The 17,683-nt window shown below is 61.3% G+C and carries 13 protein-coding genes and 2 tRNA genes; 11 read left to right on the top strand and 4 right to left on the bottom strand.

The genetic code is table 11. The features are described 5' to 3' along the window. The first annotated feature begins 42 nt into the window (after positions 1-42). The 3 genes from C8K58_RS09180 to C8K58_RS09170 all read left to right on the top strand — a co-directional run bounded on the left by C8K58_RS09180 (position 43) and on the right by C8K58_RS09170 (position 4,648). On the top strand, positions 43-1,230 hold the full coding sequence (locus C8K58_RS09180; RefSeq protein WP_092359361.1) for an ATP phosphoribosyltransferase regulatory subunit: 1,188 nt from the start codon (positions 43-45) through the stop codon (positions 1,228-1,230). Between the two features lie 54 nt (positions 1,231-1,284). After that, complete coding sequence (locus C8K58_RS09175) at positions 1,285-2,574, top strand: adenylosuccinate synthase (RefSeq protein ID WP_027604896.1); 1,290 nt, start codon at positions 1,285-1,287, stop codon at positions 2,572-2,574. A 139-nt stretch (positions 2,575-2,713) separates the two neighbouring features. Then, the gene (locus tag C8K58_RS09170; RefSeq protein ID WP_027604895.1) at positions 2,714-4,648 is read left to right on the top strand and encodes a methyl-accepting chemotaxis protein; all 1,935 of its coding nucleotides are present in this window, start codon (positions 2,714-2,716) and stop codon (positions 4,646-4,648) included. A 47-nt stretch (positions 4,649-4,695) separates the two neighbouring features. On the opposite strand, the gene C8K58_RS09165 is transcribed toward C8K58_RS09170, so the two are convergent. The 4 genes from C8K58_RS09165 to C8K58_RS09150 all read right to left on the bottom strand — a co-directional run bounded on the left by C8K58_RS09165 (position 4,696) and on the right by C8K58_RS09150 (position 7,760). Then, positions 4,696-6,261, bottom strand: a complete 1,566-nt coding sequence (locus C8K58_RS09165; RefSeq protein ID WP_092359357.1) for an iron ABC transporter permease — start codon at positions 6,259-6,261, stop codon at positions 4,696-4,698. Beyond that, positions 6,261-7,286 carry an iron ABC transporter substrate-binding protein gene (locus C8K58_RS09160; protein ID WP_065925621.1) on the bottom strand — a complete coding sequence of 342 codons (1,026 nt, stop codon included), beginning with the start codon at positions 7,284-7,286 and terminating at the stop codon, positions 6,261-6,263. The genes C8K58_RS09165 and C8K58_RS09160 overlap by 1 nt, the downstream gene beginning before the upstream one ends. 146 nt (positions 7,287-7,432) lie before the next feature. After that, positions 7,433-7,519, bottom strand: a tRNA-Leu gene (locus C8K58_RS09155). Between the two features lie 154 nt (positions 7,520-7,673). After that, a tRNA-Leu gene (locus tag C8K58_RS09150) sits at positions 7,674-7,760 on the bottom strand. Between the two features lie 224 nt (positions 7,761-7,984). Between C8K58_RS09150 and rnr the strand changes: the two genes are divergently transcribed. The 8 genes from rnr to C8K58_RS09110 all read left to right on the top strand — a co-directional run bounded on the left by rnr (position 7,985) and on the right by C8K58_RS09110 (position 17,601). Next, the gene (gene rnr, locus C8K58_RS09145) at positions 7,985-10,618 is read left to right on the top strand and encodes a ribonuclease R (RefSeq protein WP_027607687.1); all 2,634 of its coding nucleotides are present in this window, start codon (positions 7,985-7,987) and stop codon (positions 10,616-10,618) included. Further along, positions 10,615-11,370 (top strand): 23S rRNA (guanosine(2251)-2'-O)-methyltransferase RlmB, encoded by a 756-nt coding sequence (gene rlmB / locus C8K58_RS09140; protein WP_027607688.1) that lies wholly within the window; start codon positions 10,615-10,617, stop codon positions 11,368-11,370. The genes rnr and rlmB overlap by 4 nt, the downstream gene beginning before the upstream one ends. Positions 11,371-11,618: 248 nt before the next feature. Beyond that, the gene (rpsF, locus tag C8K58_RS09135) at positions 11,619-12,041 is read left to right on the top strand and encodes a 30S ribosomal protein S6 (protein WP_003171371.1); all 423 of its coding nucleotides are present in this window, start codon (positions 11,619-11,621) and stop codon (positions 12,039-12,041) included. A gap of 29 nt (positions 12,042-12,070) precedes the next feature. After that, positions 12,071-12,301 carry a 30S ribosomal protein S18 gene (rpsR, locus tag C8K58_RS09130; protein ID WP_003171373.1) on the top strand — a complete coding sequence of 77 codons (231 nt, stop codon included), beginning with the start codon at positions 12,071-12,073 and terminating at the stop codon, positions 12,299-12,301. Between the two features lie 36 nt (positions 12,302-12,337). Further along, a complete protein-coding gene (locus C8K58_RS09125; protein ID WP_065925619.1) occupies positions 12,338-13,228 on the top strand; it encodes a hypothetical protein in 891 nt (296 codons plus the stop codon). Positions 13,229-13,246: 18 nt separating this feature from the next. Continuing rightward, positions 13,247-13,693 carry a 50S ribosomal protein L9 gene (gene rplI / locus C8K58_RS09120; RefSeq protein WP_003171376.1) on the top strand — a complete coding sequence of 149 codons (447 nt, stop codon included), beginning with the start codon at positions 13,247-13,249 and terminating at the stop codon, positions 13,691-13,693. A gap of 110 nt (positions 13,694-13,803) precedes the next feature. Further along, positions 13,804-15,201, top strand: coding sequence for a replicative DNA helicase (gene dnaB, locus C8K58_RS09115; RefSeq protein WP_017526410.1), 1,398 nt, complete (start codon positions 13,804-13,806; stop codon positions 15,199-15,201). Positions 15,202-15,297: 96 nt separating this feature from the next. Then, entirely contained in the window at positions 15,298-17,601 is a 2,304-nt protein-coding gene (locus tag C8K58_RS09110) for a YgiQ family radical SAM protein (protein ID WP_027607690.1), read from the top strand. Positions 17,602-17,683: the final 82 nt, after the last annotated feature.

The following is a 17,683-nucleotide window of genomic DNA, read 5'->3' as shown; positions in this document are numbered from 1 at the left end:
TCGGCCGAGGGCTGGCCGCCCGGATCATAGGGGAATGGCGTAATGGCAACGGTAGACCGCTGGCTGCTGCCAGATGGCATCGAAGAAGTACTGCCACCAGAAGCTGCGCGCATTGAAGTAGCGCGTCGCCAGGTGTTGGATCTGTTCCAGAGCTGGGGTTACGAGTTTGTCGTGACCCCCCATATCGAGTACCTGGAATCCCTGCTGACCGGCGCGGGCCAGGACCTGGATCTGCGCACCTTCAAGGTCATCGACCCGCAATCGGGCCGGCAAATGGGGTTCCGTGCCGACATCACGCCGCAAGTGGCACGCATCGATGCGCACACCCTGCGCCGCGAAGGCCCGAGCCGCCTGTGCTACGCCGGCAGCGTGCTGCACGCTCAACCGCGTGCCTTGTCGTCCTCCCGCAGCCCGATCCAGTTGGGCGCGGAGTTGTACGGTGATGCCAGCCCGAGCAGCGACGTTGAAGTGATCAGCCTGATGCTGGCCATGCTGCAACTGGCTGATGTGCCAGATGTCCACATGGACCTCGGTCACGTGGGTATCTACCGTGGCCTGGCCCGTGCGGCCGGTTTGTCCGGTGAAGCCGAGCAACAGCTGTTCGATGCCCTGCAGCGCAAGGCGATCGATGAAGTCATCGCCCTGACCGCTGGCGTGCCTGCGGATCTGGCCGAGATGCTGCGTGCACTGGTCAACCTGTGTGGCGGCCGTGAAGTGCTGGTGGCTGCACGTGAACGCCTGGCCAAGGCGCCGGCGCCGGTATTGGCTGCACTGGATGACCTGCTGGCGATTGCTGAGCGGTTGTCGGCGCGGTTCCCGCAGTTGCCGCTGTATTTTGATTTGGGCGAGCTGCGCGGCTACCACTACCACACCGGTGTGGTGTTCGCGGTGTTTGTGCCGGGTGTTGGCCAGGCCATCGCCCAAGGTGGTCGTTACGACGACATCGGCGCCGACTTCGGTCGTGCGCGTCCGGCCACCGGCTTTTCCACCGATTTGAAAACCCTGGTGACCCTGGGGCGTGCTGAGGTCGAGCTGCCGTCTGGTGGCATCTGGATGCCCGACAGTACGGACGCAGCACTCTGGCAGCAGGTTTGCCAGTTGCGCAGTGAGGGTCAGCGTGTTGTCCAGGCATTGCCTGGGCAGCCATTGGCCGCCGCCCGTGAAGCGGACTGCGACCGGCAATTGATTCTGCAGAACGGGCTTTGGCAAGTATCGCCACTGGCTTCTTGAGTTTTCCTGCCGGCCATCGCCGGCACCAAGTTTGCGCGAATGAGGACAAGTGTTATGGGTAAGAATGTCGTAGTCCTGGGCACCCAATGGGGTGATGAGGGCAAAGGCAAGATCGTTGATCTGCTGACCGAACATGCTGCCGCCGTAGTGCGCTACCAAGGCGGTCACAACGCTGGCCACACCCTGGTCATCGACGGCGAAAAAACCGTCTTGCACCTGATCCCGTCGGGCGTCCTGCGCGAAGGCGTGCAGTGCCTGATCGGCAACGGCGTCGTGGTTGCGCCGGATGCCCTGCTGCGTGAGATCACCAAGCTGGAAGAGAAAGGCGTACCGGTGCGCGAGCGCCTGCGTATCAGCCCGTCCTGCCCGCTGATCCTGTCCTTCCACGTTGCGCTGGACCAGGCCCGTGAAAAGGCCCGTGGCGAGCTGAAGATCGGCACCACCGGTCGCGGCATCGGCCCGGCCTACGAAGACAAGGTCGCGCGTCGTGGCCTGCGTGTGGGCGACCTGCTCAACATGCCGCGCTTTGAAGACAAGCTGCGTGAACTGGTGGATTACCACAACTTCATGCTGGTGGGTTACTACAAAGAGCCAGCCATCGAATTCGACAAGACCCTGGCCGAGTGCAAGGAATACGCTGAGCTGCTCAAGCCGCTGATGCTGGATGTGACCGCCGAGCTGCACGACCTGCGTCGCGCCGGCAAGGACATCATGTTCGAAGGCGCCCAGGGTTCGTTGCTGGACATCGACCACGGTACCTACCCGTACGTGACCAGCTCCAACACCACTGCCGGCGGCGTCGCTACCGGTTCGGGCGTTGGTCCTATGTTCCTGGACTACATCCTCGGCATCACCAAGGCCTACACCACCCGTGTAGGTTCGGGCCCGTTCCCGACTGAACTGTTCGACGAAGTCGGTGCGCACCTGGCCAAGCAGGGTCACGAATTCGGCGCGACCACCGGCCGTGCTCGTCGCTGTGGCTGGTTCGACGCCGTTATCCTGCGTCGCGCGATCGATGTGAACAGCATCTCGGGCATCTGCTTCACCAAGCTGGATGTACTCGACGGCCTGGAAACCATCAACATCTGCGTCGGCTACAAAGATGCCGAAGGCAAGGACGTTGCCCCGGTTGACGCCGACAGCTACGTGGGCCTGCAGCCTGTGTACGAAGAAGTGCCGGGCTGGAGCGAGTCGACCGTGGGTGCCAAGACCCTGGAAGAGTTGCCAGCCAATGCCCGTGCCTACATCAAGCGCGTTGAAGAGCTGATCGGTGCGCCGATTGACATTATTTCGACGGGCCCGGATCGCAACGAGACCATCGTTCTGCGTCACCCGTTCGCTTAATAAGCTATTGATGTAAAAAGCAAAGGGCTCCTTCGGGAGCCCTTTGTCGTATCTGCATGCCAAGCGGCACGACCCTTGCTATGTTTCTTTCTTTCGCGGTGCTATCAAATTAATGGCACCCGTGGTGGAGGGATTCCCGATGTCTGCCGTTCTCTCATTGTTACAAAGCCGTCTGTTGCGGCCGGTGTTCGTTACCCTAGGTATCGCTCTTTTGGTGCAAGTGCTGGTGGCGGTCGCTCTCACCCGGAGCACGGTCACGGCGCTGGAGGCCGATTTAGGCAGTCGCCTGGGCATCGACAGCCAGAAGCTGTCCGGTGAATTGGCCCAGGCCGGCAAGGAAGTCACGTCGAGCCTGGACAGCTTGTCCACCAGTACCCGTCAGCGTCTGACCGCCGGGCTTTCCGAGCGCCTGCAGGCAGAGCAGAAACAGTTGCGTGCGACCCTGGAAAAAGACCTGCAAGACTCCGCCAACGATATGGCGCAACTGCTGGCCTCGGTGGCGCCCCGCGCCATGTGGGACAGCGATGTGCCAACGCTGTCCGAGTTTGCCCGACGCGCCCAGCGCAATCCCAACGTGCTGTTCGTGGTCTATGACGACGCGGCGGGTGAGCACCTGACTCGTTATCTGAATCGCGAAAATCCGATCAACAAGGCGTTGCTGGAAAAAGGCCAGGGCGATCGCGCCCTGGACAAAGTCCTGAACGCCGCGAAGAACGATCCTTCGGTGTTCTACGTCGAGGCGTCCATCAGTCCTAACGGCGTGGAGATTGGCAAGGTGCTCATGGGGGTGTCGACCGCGTCGGTCGAGGCCGATCTGCAAGCGCTGGACAAGCGTTTTGCCGCACTGATAGCCAGCGGTGATCAGTTGGTCGGCGACAGCCTCAAAGGTGCCGCGGCGGATAGCGCGGCGGCCATGGGCGCTCGCCTGCAGTCGGCGCAAGCCACTGCGACCCAGATGACCGTCAACACCACTGGCGCCGTGCAGGAGGCTGCCGGTACCTTGCGTTGGCGCATCGGCATGGGGCTGGCGGTGGTCGGTTTCGGCGTATTGCTGCTGATCGCCGTGGTTCTCGGCCGTCGTGTGGTCAATCGCCTGAAACTGCTTATCGCGGCCATGGATGACCTGGCAGCAGGCGAGGGCGACCTCACCAAGCGCGTGCAGATCAACAGCAAGGACGAAATCGGCGACATGGCCTCGGCGGTCAATCGTTTTGTGGATAAGTTGCAACCCATCGTGCGCGAGGCGGGCGATGTGGCCCAGCGTACCGGCGTGGAAATCGGCGCCATGACCTTGCGCAATGCCGGCGCCGATGCGGCCGCTGGCTTGCAGCGTGATGAGGTGGCGGAGAGTTTGCGCGCGCTGTCGCAAATGGCCGACGAGGCCCAGGCCGAAAGCCACGCCATGCAGGCGGCGTTGCAGCAGGTGGTGGATATTCGTCAGGCGACGGACGAGAACTCGCGCACGTCGGCCGAAGTCGGCAGTTTGATCGAAGCGTTGGCGGGGCAGGTCCAGGCCGGGTCCCAGGTTATCGAGCGCCTGGCCCAGCAAAGCGAGCAGATCGAAGTGGTGCTGACGGTCATCCATGGTATCGCCGAGCAGACCAACCTGCTGGCGCTCAACGCCGCCATCGAAGCAGCGCGTGCCGGCGAAACGGGGCGTGGCTTTGCGGTGGTGGCGGACGAAGTGCGTGCGTTGGCCAGCAAGACCCAAAGCTCTACCGGCGATATCCAGGCCCATATCGTCGCGTTGCAGCAGGGCGCTCGGGAGGCGGTGGAAACCATCGGCAAGGCCGGGCGCCAGGCCAACGAAGGTTTGCTGGTGCTGCGCGACAGCGTGCGCTTGCAGCAGACGGTGCAGGCCTCGGTGGAGCAGGTGCATGCAGCGATTGGCCTGGCTACCCGCGCCGCCGAGCATCAGGCCCAGGGCGCCCATGCGGTACGAGGCCGGGTCGAGGTGATCCATGCCCAGGCCGAGCGTGCGGCGCAGGCGGTGGTGGAGACTACCGCCAGTGGCAAGGTGCTGGATGGGTTGGCGGCGCAGTTGAAGGCGAGTCTGGGGCAGTTCCGGGCTTAGCGTCGTCTGTTCAGGTCTCATCGGGGGCTTGCCCCCCGATAGCGATCTCAGCGGCTCAAGTACATCCGAGTTGTCAGCAGATAGACCGGCAACCCCGACACCACGATCAACAGCGCCGCATAAGGCGCCGCCGCCGCAAACTCCACATTCGAGGTGTGCGCCCACACGGCAGTCGCCAAGGTATTCAGCCCGGTGGGGCTGAGCAGCAGCGTCGCCGTCAATTCCTTCATGGCGTCCAGGAACACCAGCGCAAATGCCGCACCCAATGCCGGAAAAATAATCGGCAGCGTCACTCGGCAAAACGCACTGAACGACGATGCCCCCAGCGTGCGTGCAGCCTCTTCCAGTTGCGGTGCGGCTTTGTTCAAGGCCGTGCGGATCGGCGCCTGGGCCAATGGAAGAAACAACAAGGCATAGGCGATCAGCAGCAACGCAGAGGTCTGGTACAGCGCCGGCACGTAATGCAGGGCGAAATACACCAGTGTCAGTGCAATCACCAGGCCGGGCAGGGCGTGCAGCAGGTACGGCAGGCGCTCGGCCCAGATTGCCAGTCGGCCCTTGTAGCGCACCACCAGCAGCCCCACCGGTACCGCCAGCGCCAGGCACAGTGCCGCGCCACCCAGCGACAGCATCAGGGAGGACAGCAATGCCTCGCCAATCTCGGCCATTGGAAATGCCGCCGATGAACCTACCGCCAGCCAATAGCCGAGCATGCCCAAGGGGATGCCGCTGCCGATGATCGCCAGCGCCAGGCAATACACCTGGCCCAGTGGCGCCCACTTGCCCAGTCGCACCTGCTCCCCATGCCGCGCCGCGCCCTGGCCGATGCGCACGTGCCGGCCCTTGCCGCGCACGCGCAGTTCCAGCCACAGCAGGGTCAGGCACATCACCAGCAATACCGCAGAAAGCATCGCGGCATTGGCGTTGCTGAACTCCAGTTCGAATTGCTGGTAGATCGCGGTGGTGAAGGTTTGCAGGCCGATGATCGACAGCGCGCCGAACTCCACCAGCATATGCAGGGCAATCAGCAGTGCCCCGGCCAGCAGCGACGGCCACAGCAAGGGCAGGGTGATGCGCAGGAATACGCCCCAGCGATTCAGCCCCAGGGTGCGGGCCGATTCTTCAAGGGAAGGGTCCAGGTTGCGCAAGGTTGCGGCCACTGGCAAAAACACCAGCGGGTATTTGGACAGGGTCATCACCAGGATCGCGCCGCCGAGCCCTTCGAAGTGGGCGCTCAGGGATACCCAGGTGAAGCTGCTGACAAACGCCGGCACCGCGAACGGCAGGCACAGGACTACACCCCAGAGGCGGCGCCCTGGCAGATTGCTGCGTTCCAGCAGCCAGGCCAGGGACAGGCCGATCACGCCGCACGCCACCGTCACGCCGACCATCAGCGCCAGGGTATTGCGCAGCAGCCCGAACACATAGGGGCGCCAGAGCAGATGCACCGCCTGCGCCCAGCCCGCCTGCCAGGCCTTCAGCCCGACGTACACCAGTGGCAGCAGGCTCAGGCCAACCAGTAGCAGGACGGGGAGCAGTAGCCAGATCGAAGGGCGCTTGCGGCGCGGGCTGAGCCCCCCGCGCAGGGCGGGGGTGGGTAGCGATGGGTTCATCAGTTCAAGCCAACCTCACGTTCCAGGTCCAGGGCTTCTTCTGCGTTGCCCAGGTCGGCAGGCGTGACTTTCGGCGGCTGCAGTTCGCTGAAGGGCTTAAGGCCGCGGTTGGATTCCATGCCTTTGCGCAGCGGGTACTCGGCCGAGGTAGTGGTAATCACGCGCTGGCCTTCTTCGCTGGCCATGAACGCCAGCAGTTGCTGGGCTTCTTTGGGATGCTTGCTGGACTTCAGCGCGGCCGCCGAAGACACGGTGATCAGGCCGCCGGCATCGCCATCGGTGAAGTAGTGCAGTTGGGAATCGAGGTTGGTTTTTTCTTTCTTCAGGGCAAACCAGTAGTAGTTGTTCACCAGAACGGTGGCTACTTCGCCGTTTTCCACGGCCTTCAGGGCGACCATATTGTTGCTGTACACCTTGCCGAAGGCACGCAGGCCGGTCAGCCATTCTTCGGCGGCTTCACGGCCGTGCAGCTTGATGATCGCCACGGCCTGTTCCTGGAAGGCACCGCTGGTAGGTACGAAGCCGACCTTGCCTTGCCACTCGGGGCCGGCGAAATCCAATACCGACTTGGGCAGGTCTTTCTCGGCAATCAGTTTGGGGTTGAAGGCTACGACGCGGGTGCGTGCGGTCACGCCCATCCAGTCGCCGTTACGACCCACGTAATCCTTGGGCAGGACGTCGAGCGTGCCTGCATCGATCTTGGCCAGCAGGCCTTGCTCGCCAAGTTTGTTCAATGGCGGCGATTCTTCGGTGTAGATCACGTCGGCAGGGGAGCGGTCGCCTTCCTCCACGACTTGGCTGGCCAGTTGGTTGCTGCTGCCCTTGCGTACGTTGACGTGAATACCGGTCCTGGCTTCGAAGGCCTTGGCGAGTTCATCGCCGACTTCTTTGTGTTGGCCGTTGTACAGGGTCAGGGAGACTTTGTCGGCGGAGTAGGCGGCGGGGGAGAGTAGGGTCAGGCCGAGCAGAGTGATGGTCAGGCCACGCAGAAGGGATGTCTTGAGACGGGTATCGCGGATCATCATCCGGGGTTTTCCTCACTTGAGTGCAACAAATCATTGCAAGGATAAACGATAAAACTTCTCAAGTGCGCCGAAGGGGGGGAAATTGCTGATGGAGTTTTCAAGCCCCGGAAACGAAAAAACCCGCTTTCGCGGGTTTGATCTGAATTTGGTGCCCAGGAGAAGACTCGAACTTCCACGACCTTGCGATCACCAGCACCTGAAGCTGGCGTGTCTACCAATTTCACCACCTGGGCATTATCAAGCAACGTTGCCGCTGTTGATGGGGCGAACTATACGGCGGGCTTTTTAATCTGTAAACCCCTGATTCGAAAAATATAAATCGATTTTCTCGTTAAAAATCAGAAGCCTGAAACGAAAAAACCCGCTTTCGCGGGTTTGATCTGAATTTGGTGCCCAGGAGAAGACTCGAACTTCCACGACCTTGCGATCACCAGCACCTGAAGCTGGCGTGTCTACCAATTTCACCACCTGGGCAGCATCAACAACGTTGCCGTCGTCGATGGCGCGCACTATACGGAGCGGTTTTTTAACTGTAAACCCCTGCTATGAAAAAAACCTGGAAAATTTCGCCAATGGTCGTGCAAGGTGCGCGGCGAGGGCTGTAAAAGGCTTTTAAACGCTTGTTGATGCCTGAAATTTCCCGTTTCAATACGCGTATGCCAAACTAACCCGCATATAGACAAGGTGAAAAATCTCTAATGGCCGATTGGCAGTCCCTCGATCCCGAGGCCGCTCGTGAAGCGGAAAAATATGAAAACCCTATTCCTAGCCGCGAACTGATCCTGGCGCACCTCGCCGATCGGGGTTCGCCTGCTAGCCGTGAGCAGCTGGTCGAAGAGTTCGGTCTGACCACCGAAGACCAGCTCGAAGCCCTGCGCCGCCGCCTGCGTGCCATGGAGCGCGATGCTCAACTGATCTACACCCGCCGTGGCACCTACGCACCCGTGGATAAGCTCGACCTGATCCTCGGCCGCATTGCCGGCCACCGTGACGGGTTCGGCTTCCTGATCCCGGATGACGGCAGTGATGACCTGTTCATGAGCCCGGCGCAGATGCGCCTGGTGTTCGATGGCGACCGTGCCCTGGCGCGGGTTTCCGGCCTGGACCGTCGCGGTCGCCGTGAAGGCGTGATTGTCGAAGTGGTGTCCCGTGCCCACGAGTCCATCGTCGGCCGCTACTTCGAAGAAGGCGGTATCGGCTTTGTTGTGCCGGATAACCCGAAGGTCCAGCAGGAAGTGCTGATCACCCCGGGCCGCAATGGCGCTGCCAAGGTCGGCCAGTTCGTCGAGGTGAAAATCACCCACTGGCCGACTGCGCGCTTCCAGCCCCAGGGCGATATTGTTGAAGTGGTCGGCAACTACATGGCGCCGGGCATGGAAATCGACGTCGCGCTGCGCACCTACGACATTCCTCACGTCTGGCCTGAGGCTGTGCTCAAGGAAGCCGCCAAGCTCAAGCCGGAAGTCGAAGAGAAGGACAAGGAAAAACGCATCGACCTGCGCCATCTGCCGTTTGTCACGATTGACGGTGAAGATGCCCGCGACTTCGACGATGCGGTCTACTGCGAAGCCAAGCCCGGCAAGCTGCGCCTGTTCTCCGGTGGCTGGAAGTTGTTCGTCGCGATTGCCGACGTCTCCAGCTATGTGAAGATCGGTTCGGCCCTGGATAACGAGGCCCAGGTACGCGGCAACTCCGTGTATTTCCCTGAGCGCGTGATCCCGATGCTGCCCGAGCAGCTGTCCAACGGCCTGTGCTCCCTGAACCCGAAAGTCGACCGTTTGGCCATGGTCTGCGAGATGACTATCTCGAAAACCGGCGAAATGACCGATTACCAGTTCTACGAAGCGGTGATCCACTCCCAGGCACGCCTGACCTACAACAAGGTCAGCACCATCCTGGAGCAGCCGAAAACCAGCGAAGCCAAGGCGTTGCGTGGTGAGTACGGGCATGTGGTGCCGCACCTCAAGCAGCTGTACGCGTTGTACAAAGTGTTGCTGGGTGCCCGTCATGTGCGTGGCGCGATCGATTTTGAAACCCAGGAAACCCGGATTGTCTTCGGTTCCGAGCGCAAGATCGCCGCGATCACCCCGACCACCCGTAACGATGCGCACAAGCTGATCGAGGAATGCATGCTGGCGGCCAACGTGGCCACCGCTGAATTCCTGAAAAAGCACGAAATCCCTGCGCTCTACCGTGTACACGATGGCCCGCCACCGGAGCGCCTGGAAAAACTGCGCGCGTTCCTCGGCGAGCTGGGCCTGTCCCTGCACAAAGGCAAGGACGGCCCGACGCCGAAGGACTACCAGGCACTGCTGGCCAGCATCAAGGACCGTCCGGATTACCACGTGATCCAGACCGTGATGCTGCGCTCCCTGAGCCAGGCGGTGTACAGCGCCGACAACCAGGGCCACTTCGGCCTGAATTACGAGGCGTACACCCACTTCACCTCGCCGATTCGCCGTTATCCGGACTTGCTCACGCACCGCGCAATCCGCAGCGTGATCCATTCCAAGCAGAACACCCCGCACGTCAAGCGTGCCGGTGCCATGACCATTCCGAAGGCGCGGATCTACCCGTACGACGAAGCGGCCCTGGAACAGTTGGGCGAGCAGTGCTCCATGAGCGAGCGCCGCGCCGACGAAGCCACCCGCGACGTGGTGAACTGGCTCAAGTGCGAGTTCATGAAGGACCGCGTGGGCGAGTCGTTCCCAGGCGTGATCACCGCCGTGACCGGCTTTGGCCTGTTCGTCGAGCTGACCGACATCTACGTCGAAGGCCTGGTGCACGTCACCGCCTTGCCGGGTGACTACTACCACTTCGACCCTGTGCACCACCGCCTGGCGGGCGAGCGTACCGGTCGCAGCTTCCGTTTGGGCGATACCGTGGAAGTGCAGGTCATGCGCGTCGATCTCGACGAGCGCAAGATCGACTTTGGCATGCCTGACAAGCCCGCCGAAGCGCCGGGCCGTAAAAAGCGTGGCAGCGAGACGACTTCGCCTGCAAGCAAAGGCAAAGGCACTCCCGCCAAAGCGGCAGTTGCAGAGCCCGCTCCAGCCAAGGCCGGGCGCCGTCCAGCAGCCAAGGACAAAGCCCCCGAGGCCTACCGCCCAAGCGACGCGGCGGCGAAAAACGCCGAACTGCGCAAAAGTCGTGAGTTGAAGCAGCAGTTGCTCAACGAAGCCAAAAGCGGTGGTAAAGCGGCGTCTGGGGGAAAGTCCCAAGGGGCGGAAAAGCCGTCGAGCAAGCCCAGTAAACACCGTAAAGGCCCGCCAAAAGCGGGTTCGGCCCCCGCGAAAAGCGGCGGGTCGCGCAAACCTAAGGCCAAGTCATGAGTCTGGAAAAAATCTACGGCGTCCACGCCGTAGAAGCACTGCTGCGTCACCATCCTAAGCGCGTCAAGCAAGTCTGGCTGGCCGAAGGTCGCAGCGAGCCGCGCGTACAGGCGTTGGTCGAGTTGGCCAGCCAAAACAAAGTCGCCATCGGCCAGGCCGAACGGCGTGAAATGGACGTGTGGGTCGAAGGCGTTCACCAGGGTGTGGTGGCGGACGTCAGCCCGAGCCAGGTCTGGGGCGAAGCGATGCTCGATGAGCTGCTCGACCGTACCGAAGGTGCACCGCTGCTGCTGGTGCTGGACGGCGTGACCGACCCGCACAACCTCGGCGCGTGCCTGCGCTCGGCGGATGCTGCGGGTGCGTTGGCGGTGATTGTGCCGAAGGACAAGTCGGCTACCTTGACGCCGGTGGTGCGTAAAGTCGCCTGTGGCGCGGCGGAAGTGATTCCGCTGGTGGCCGTGACCAACCTGGCGCGCACCCTGGAGAAACTCCAGCAGCGCGGCCTGTGGGTCGTGGGCACGGCGGGAGAGGCCGAGGTCAGCATTTATGACCAGGACCTCACCGGTCCGACCATCCTCATCATGGGGGCCGAAGGCAAGGGCATGCGTCGCCTGACCCGTGAACATTGCGATTATCTGGTGCACCTGCCGATGGCCGGTAGCGTCAGCAGCCTGAACGTGTCGGTCGCGACCGGCGTGTGCCTGTTTGAGGCCCAGCGTCAGCGTGGTGCCAAGGCCAAGGCGAAGAAGTAATTCCAAGCCTGGCGTAGAACCAGCATGTGGGAGGGGACTGTCCCCTCCCACATTTGCTTTTGTGGTGCCTGGGCGATTGTTCAAATAATCACCAATCACCTTGCGCCCGTTCTTCCCCTTCTCTACAATTGCGCCCCTTGCCTTCCTGGCAGGCACCGATGTGCCTCCCTGCGGCAAGATCCATAAGTGTCATTCACTCCTTGTCTGACCGTTTTTGAGCGGCAGGCTACAACCCGTAAGGAGCATTCATGCGTCATTACGAAATCATCTTTTTGGTCCACCCGGATCAAAGCGAGCAAGTCGGCGGCATGGTTGAGCGTTACACCAAGCTGATCGAAGAAGACGGCGGCAAAATCCACCGTCTGGAAGATTGGGGTCGTCGTCAACTGGCCTACGCAATCAACAATGTTCACAAGGCTCACTACGTGATGCTGAACGTTGAGTGCACTGGCAAGGCCCTGGCCGAGCTGGAAGACAACTTCCGCTACAACGATGCAGTGATCCGTAACCTGGTCATCCGTCGCGAAGAAGCCGTTACCGGCCAATCCGAGATGCTCAAGGCTGAAGAAAACCGCAGTGAGCGCCGTGAGCGTCGCGACCGTCCTGAGCACGAAGGCGCTGATAGCGCTGATAGTGATGACAGCGACAGCAGCGATAACGCTGACGAGTAATCCACGGACCTTATTAAGGAGCCTATCAAATGGCACGTTTCTTCCGTCGTCGTAAGTTTTGCCGCTTCACCGCTGAAGAAGTGAAGGAGATCGACTACAAAGATCTCAACACTCTGAAAGCCTACGTATCCGAGACCGGCAAAATCGTTCCAAGCCGTATCACCGGTACCAAAGCACGTTATCAGCGTCAGCTGGCTACCGCTATCAAGCGCGCCCGCTTCCTGGCCCTGCTGGCCTACACCGACAGCCACGGCCGCTGAGACCGGGCAGTCGACAAGTAGTAAGGGATTGAATGCATGCGCGCCTTAGCTGAGTTCATCATGCGCGGTCGTGTGCAGGCCACTCTGGTAGTGGCTGGATGTGCAGTGTTGCCGTTGTTGTTCTGGTTGGGTGCCGCCGCGGGTTGCCTTGTGCTCCTGCGGCGCGGTTCGGACGCCTTGAGCGTCCTGGGTCTGGGGTTGTTGTCAGTGTTGGTGAGCTGGCATTTCCTGCAAGACCCGACAGCGCTTCTGGTGCTGTTGGGGAGTTGCAGCCTGGCGTTGGTTTTGCGCGCCGGGCATTCCTGGAATCGCGTGCTGCTGGTCAGCACGGCCGTGGGGTTGTTGTGTGCGGTGAGCCTGGGGACCGTCTTCGGTTCCTTCATCGAGTCGCTGGCGCAGACGTTTCAACACGTCTTGCCGCTGGTGATGGGTGAGTCTTACGAGAAGTTCTCGGCAGACCAGAAAGCAGCACTCGCTTCACTGGCAGTTCCGATGTTGATCATTTCGACAGCGGTTTCGGTGCAGGTCTTTAGTGTGTTGTGCCTGATTCTTGGGCGCTATTGGCAGGCGTTGTTGTATAACCCCGGCGGTTTCGGAAGCGAGTTTCGCGCAATCCGGATCCCCAAGCGCGTTGCGCTGTCACTGCTGGCCGTCATGTGCGTTGCCCCGTTTATCGGGTGGCACACCTTGATCCTGTTGCCGTTGTGCGGTGTGCCGCTGTTCTTCGCTGGCTTGTCCCTGATTCACGGGCTTGTCGCGCAGAAAAGACTGGCCAGTTTCTGGCTGGTGGGGATCTACGTCACCGTCCTGCCGCTCATGCACTTGATCGGTCCGTTACTCGTGGTCTTGGCCATTGTCGACAGCCTGATTGATTTTCGCGGACGTTCTGCGCCGAAAGACGCCGATAACGCGAACGGTGAAGGTTAAAAGTTAGAGGATTTTCACATGCAACTGATCCTTCTGGAAAAAGTCGCCAACCTGGGCAACCTGGGCGACAAAGTGAACGTTAAGGCCGGCTACGGTCGTAACTACCTGCTGCCATACGGCAAAGCCACCGCTGCAACCGCTGCCAACCTGGCTGCGTTTGAAGAGCGTCGTGCCGAGCTGGAAAAAGCAGCAGCAGACAAGAAAGCTTCGGCCGAAACTCGCGCTGCCCAACTGGCTGAGCTGGAAGTGACTATCACTGCCACCGCCGGTGACGAAGGCAAGCTGTTCGGTTCGATCGGCACCCACGACATCGCTGATGCACTGACCGCCTCCGGCGTTGAAGTGCAGAAGAGCGAAGTTCGTCTGCCGAACGGCACCATCCGCAACGTAGGCGAATTCGACGTAGCCGTGCACCTGCACGCCGAAGTTGAAGCCACCGTACGCGTTGTCGTGGTAGCAGCTTAAGTCGCACCTAACTGACTGGCACCTCGTGTGCCGGGCAGTTAACATCGGGCACGATCCTGTTTACAGGTCGTGCCTTTTGTTTTTCTACAATCCCCTAATTCCAAGTGGCCATGAACGATATTTCAGCTCCTGAGCAATACGATCTGCAAACCGCTGCCCTGAAGGTGCCGCCGCATTCCATCGAGGCCGAACAGGCCGTGCTCGGTGGCCTGATGCTGGACAACAACGCCTGGGAACGCGTGCTGGATCAAGTCTCGGACGGTGATTTCTATCGCCATGACCACCGCCTGATCTTCCGTGCCATCGCCAAGCTGGCCGACCAGAACTCCCCAATCGACGTGGTGACCCTGGCCGAGCAGTTGGACAAGGAAGGCCAGACCTCCCAGGTCGGTGGCCTGGGCTACCTGGGTGAGCTGGCAAAAAACACGCCGTCCGTCGCCAACATCAAGGCCTATGCCCAGATCGTTCGCGAGCGCGCCACCCTGCGCCAGTTGATCGGCATCAGCACCGAAATCGCCGACAGCGCCTTCAACCCCGAAGGCCGCACCGCCGCCGAAATCCTTGACGAAGCCGAGCGCCAGATCTTCCAGATCGCCGAAGCGCGCCCGAAAACCGGCGGCCCGGTCAGCGTCAACGACCTGTTGACCAAGGCCATCGACCGCATCGACACCTTGTTCAACACCGACAACGCCATCACCGGTATTTCCACCGGCTACACCGACCTCGACGAGAAGACCAGCGGCCTGCAGCCGTCCGACCTGATCATCGTCGCCGGCCGTCCATCCATGGGTAAGACCACCTTTGCGATGAACCTGGTGGAAAACGCCGTGTTGCGCAGCGACAAGACCGTCCTGGTGTACTCCCTCGAGATGCCAGGCGAATCGCTGATCATGCGTATGCTGTCGTCCCTCGGCCGTATCGACCAGACCAAGGTGCGTGCCGGTCGCCTGGAAGACGACGACTGGCCGCGCCTGACTTCGGCGGTCAACCTGCTCAACGACCGCAAGCTGTTTATCGATGACACCGCCGGTATCAGCCCGTCCGAGATGCGTGCACGTACGCGCCGCCTGGTACGTGAGCACGGTGACATCGCCCTGATCATGATCGACTACCTGCAATTGATGCAGATCCCGGGCTCCAGTGGCGATAACCGCACCAACGAAATTTCCGAAATCTCTCGGTCGCTCAAGGCCCTGGCCAAGGAATTCAACTGCCCGGTAGTCGCCCTGTCCCAGCTCAACCGCTCCCTGGAACAACGTCCCAACAAGCGCCCGGTGAACTCCGACCTACGGGAATCCGGAGCGATCGAGCAGGATGCTGACGTGATCATGTTCGTGTACCGCGACGAGGTGTATCACCCCGAGACCGAGCACAAAGGCATTGCCGAGATCATTATCGGCAAGCAGCGTAACGGCCCGATCGGCTTTATCCGCCTGGCGTTCATCGGTAAATACACGCGCTTCGAGAACCTGGCGCCGGGCAGCTACAACTTCGACGACGACGAATAACCCGTCTGCTCAATTCCGACCATTACCGTCGGAATTGGTCAAAATTTGTGCTATATTCCGCGCCCGCGATTTTTCATCTCAACACCGGTCACCGTCATGCAAACAGCCAAGCCGTTATTTGACTATCCCAAGTACTGGGCCGAATGTTTCGGCCCTGCGCCATTCCTGCCGATGAGCAGGGAGGAGATGGATCAGCTTGGCTGGGATTCGTGCGACATCATCATCGTCACCGGTGATGCCTACGTGGACCACCCGTCGTTCGGCATGGCCATCATCGGCCGGCTGCTGGAGTCCCAGGGCTTCCGCGTCGGGATCATTGCGCAGCCGAACTGGCAGTCCAAAGACGACTTCATGAAACTGGGCGAGCCGAACCTGTTCTTCGGCGTCGCGGCCGGCAACATGGACTCGATGATCAACCGCTACACTGCCGACAAGAAAATCCGTTCCGATGACGCCTACACCCCAGGCGGCATGGCCGGCAAACGCCCGGACCGCGCCAGCCTGGTGTACAGCCAGCGTTGCAAGGAAGCCTACAAGAACGTGCCGATCGTACTCGGCGGCATCGAAGCATCCCTGCGCCGCATCGCCCACTACGACTACTGGCAGGACCGCGTGCGCAACTCGATCCTGATCGACGCCACCGCCGATATCCTGCTGTACGGCAACGCCGAGCGGGCCATCGTCGAAGTCGCCCAGCGCCTGTCGTGGGGCCACAAGATCGAAGACATTACCGATGTGCGCGGCACCGCGTTCATCCGTCGCGATACCCCAGCCGGCTGGTACGAAGTGGATTCCACACGTATCGACCGCCCGGGCAAGGTCGACAAGATCATCAACCCGTACGTCAACACCCAGGACACCCAGGCCTGCGCCATCGAGCAGGAAAAGGGGCCGGTCGATGATCCGGAAGAAGCCAAGGTCGTGCAGATCCTGGCCAGCCCGCGCATGACCCGCGACAAGACCGTGATCCGCCTGCCCTCGGTGGAAAAAGTCCGTGGCGACGCCGTGCTCTATGCCCACGCCAACCGCGTGCTGCACCTGGAAACCAACCCAGGCAACGCCCGCGCCCTGGTGCAGAAGCACGGCGAAGTGGACGTATGGTTCAACCCGCCGCCCATTCCGATGACCACCGAAGAAATGGACTACGTGTTCGGCATGCCGTACGCCCGTGTTCCGCACCCGGCGTACGGCAAGGAGAAAATCCCGGCCTACGACATGATCCGTTTCTCGGTGAACATCATGCGTGGTTGCTTCGGCGGCTGCACCTTCTGCTCGATCACCGAGCACGAAGGCCGGATCATCCAGAACCGTTCCGAAGAGTCGATCATTCGCGAAATCGAAGAGATCCGCGACAAGGTGCCGGGTTTCACCGGTGTGATCTCCGACCTCGGCGGCCCGACCGCGAACATGTACCGCATTGCCTGCAAGAGCCCGGAAATCGAATCCGCGTGCCGCAAGCCGTCGTGCGTGTTCCCCGGTATCTGCCCGAACCTGAACACCGACCACTCGTCGTTGATCCAGTTGTACCGCAGCGCCCGTGCATTGCCGGGGGTGAAGAAGATCCTGATCGCTTCCGGCCTGCGCTACGACCTCGCGGTCGAGTCGCCGGAATACGTCAAGGAGCTGGTCACCCACCACGTCGGTGGCTACCTCAAGATCGCCCCGGAACACACCGAGGAAGGTCCGCTCAACCAGATGATGAAGCCGGGCATCGGCAGCTATGACAAGTTCAAGCGCATGTTCGAGAAGTACACCAAGGAAGCGGGCAAGGAGCAGTACCTGATCCCGTACTTCATCGCCGCCCACCCGGGCACCACCGATGAAGACATGATGAACCTGGCCCTGTGGCTCAAGGGCAACGGCTTCCGCGCCGACCAGGTGCAGGCGTTCTACCCGTCGCCGATGGCCACCGCCACCGCGATGTATCACTCGGGCAAGAACCCGCTGCGCAAGGTCACCTATAAGAGCGACGCGGTGACCATCGTCAAGAGCGAAGAGCAGCGCCGCCTGCACAAGGCGTTCCTGCGCTATCACGACCCGAAGGGCTGGCCGATGCTGCGTGAAGCGCTGACCCGCATGGGCCGTGCCGACCTGATCGGGCCGGGCAAGGACCAGCTGATCCCGCTGCACCAGCCGAGCACCGACAGCTACCAGAGCGCCCGTCGCAAGAACTCGACGCCGGCTGGCAGCCACAAGGTCGCCAAGGAAACCACCACCAGGATCCTCACCCAGCACACCGGCTTGCCGCCCCGTGGCAGTGACGGCAGCAACCCGTGGGACAAGCGTGAGCAAGCCAAGGCGGCGGCCCAGGCGCGTAACAAGCAGGCGGCCAAGGAACGCAGTGATGCGGCCAAGGGCAAGGGCGGCAAGCCGGCCCGCAAGCCGGTTGTGCCGCGTTGATCGTCGCTTGAAAATGCAAACGCCAGCCTTGTGCTGGCGTTTTGCTTTCTAGGCGGTGGGGAGGCTGTTTGGTAAGGTGGCG

The organism is Pseudomonas sp. GV047 (assembly GCF_003058245.1).
GTDB classification, from domain to species: domain Bacteria; phylum Pseudomonadota; class Gammaproteobacteria; order Pseudomonadales; family Pseudomonadaceae; genus Aquipseudomonas; species Aquipseudomonas marginalis.
The sequence above is the reverse complement of the archived record's forward strand: the minus strand, read 5'-3'. Positions and strand labels throughout refer to the sequence as shown.

Excerpts from the sequence above, each read along its gene's own strand:
- C8K58_RS09180 (WP_092359361.1), top strand. The coding sequence starts at position 43 with ATGGCAACGGTAGACCGCTGGCTGCTGCCAGATGGCATCGAAGAAGTA.
- C8K58_RS09175 (WP_027604896.1), top strand. The coding sequence starts at position 1,285 with ATGGGTAAGAATGTCGTAGTCCTGGGCACCCAATGGGGTGATGAGGGC.
- C8K58_RS09170 (WP_027604895.1), top strand. The coding sequence starts at position 2,714 with ATGTCTGCCGTTCTCTCATTGTTACAAAGCCGTCTGTTGCGGCCGGTG.
- C8K58_RS09165 (WP_092359357.1), bottom strand. The coding sequence starts at position 6,261 with ATGAACCCATCGCTACCCACCCCCGCCCTGCGCGGGGGGCTCAGCCCG.
- C8K58_RS09160 (WP_065925621.1), bottom strand. The coding sequence starts at position 7,286 with ATGATGATCCGCGATACCCGTCTCAAGACATCCCTTCTGCGTGGCCTG.
- rnr (WP_027607687.1), top strand. The coding sequence starts at position 7,985 with ATGGCCGATTGGCAGTCCCTCGATCCCGAGGCCGCTCGTGAAGCGGAA.
- rlmB (WP_027607688.1), top strand. The coding sequence starts at position 10,615 with ATGAGTCTGGAAAAAATCTACGGCGTCCACGCCGTAGAAGCACTGCTG.
- rpsF (WP_003171371.1), top strand. The coding sequence starts at position 11,619 with ATGCGTCATTACGAAATCATCTTTTTGGTCCACCCGGATCAAAGCGAG.
- rpsR (WP_003171373.1), top strand. The coding sequence starts at position 12,071 with ATGGCACGTTTCTTCCGTCGTCGTAAGTTTTGCCGCTTCACCGCTGAA.
- C8K58_RS09125 (WP_065925619.1), top strand. The coding sequence starts at position 12,338 with ATGCGCGCCTTAGCTGAGTTCATCATGCGCGGTCGTGTGCAGGCCACT.
- rplI (WP_003171376.1), top strand. The coding sequence starts at position 13,247 with ATGCAACTGATCCTTCTGGAAAAAGTCGCCAACCTGGGCAACCTGGGC.
- dnaB (WP_017526410.1), top strand. The coding sequence starts at position 13,804 with ATGAACGATATTTCAGCTCCTGAGCAATACGATCTGCAAACCGCTGCC.
- C8K58_RS09110 (WP_027607690.1), top strand. The coding sequence starts at position 15,298 with ATGCAAACAGCCAAGCCGTTATTTGACTATCCCAAGTACTGGGCCGAA.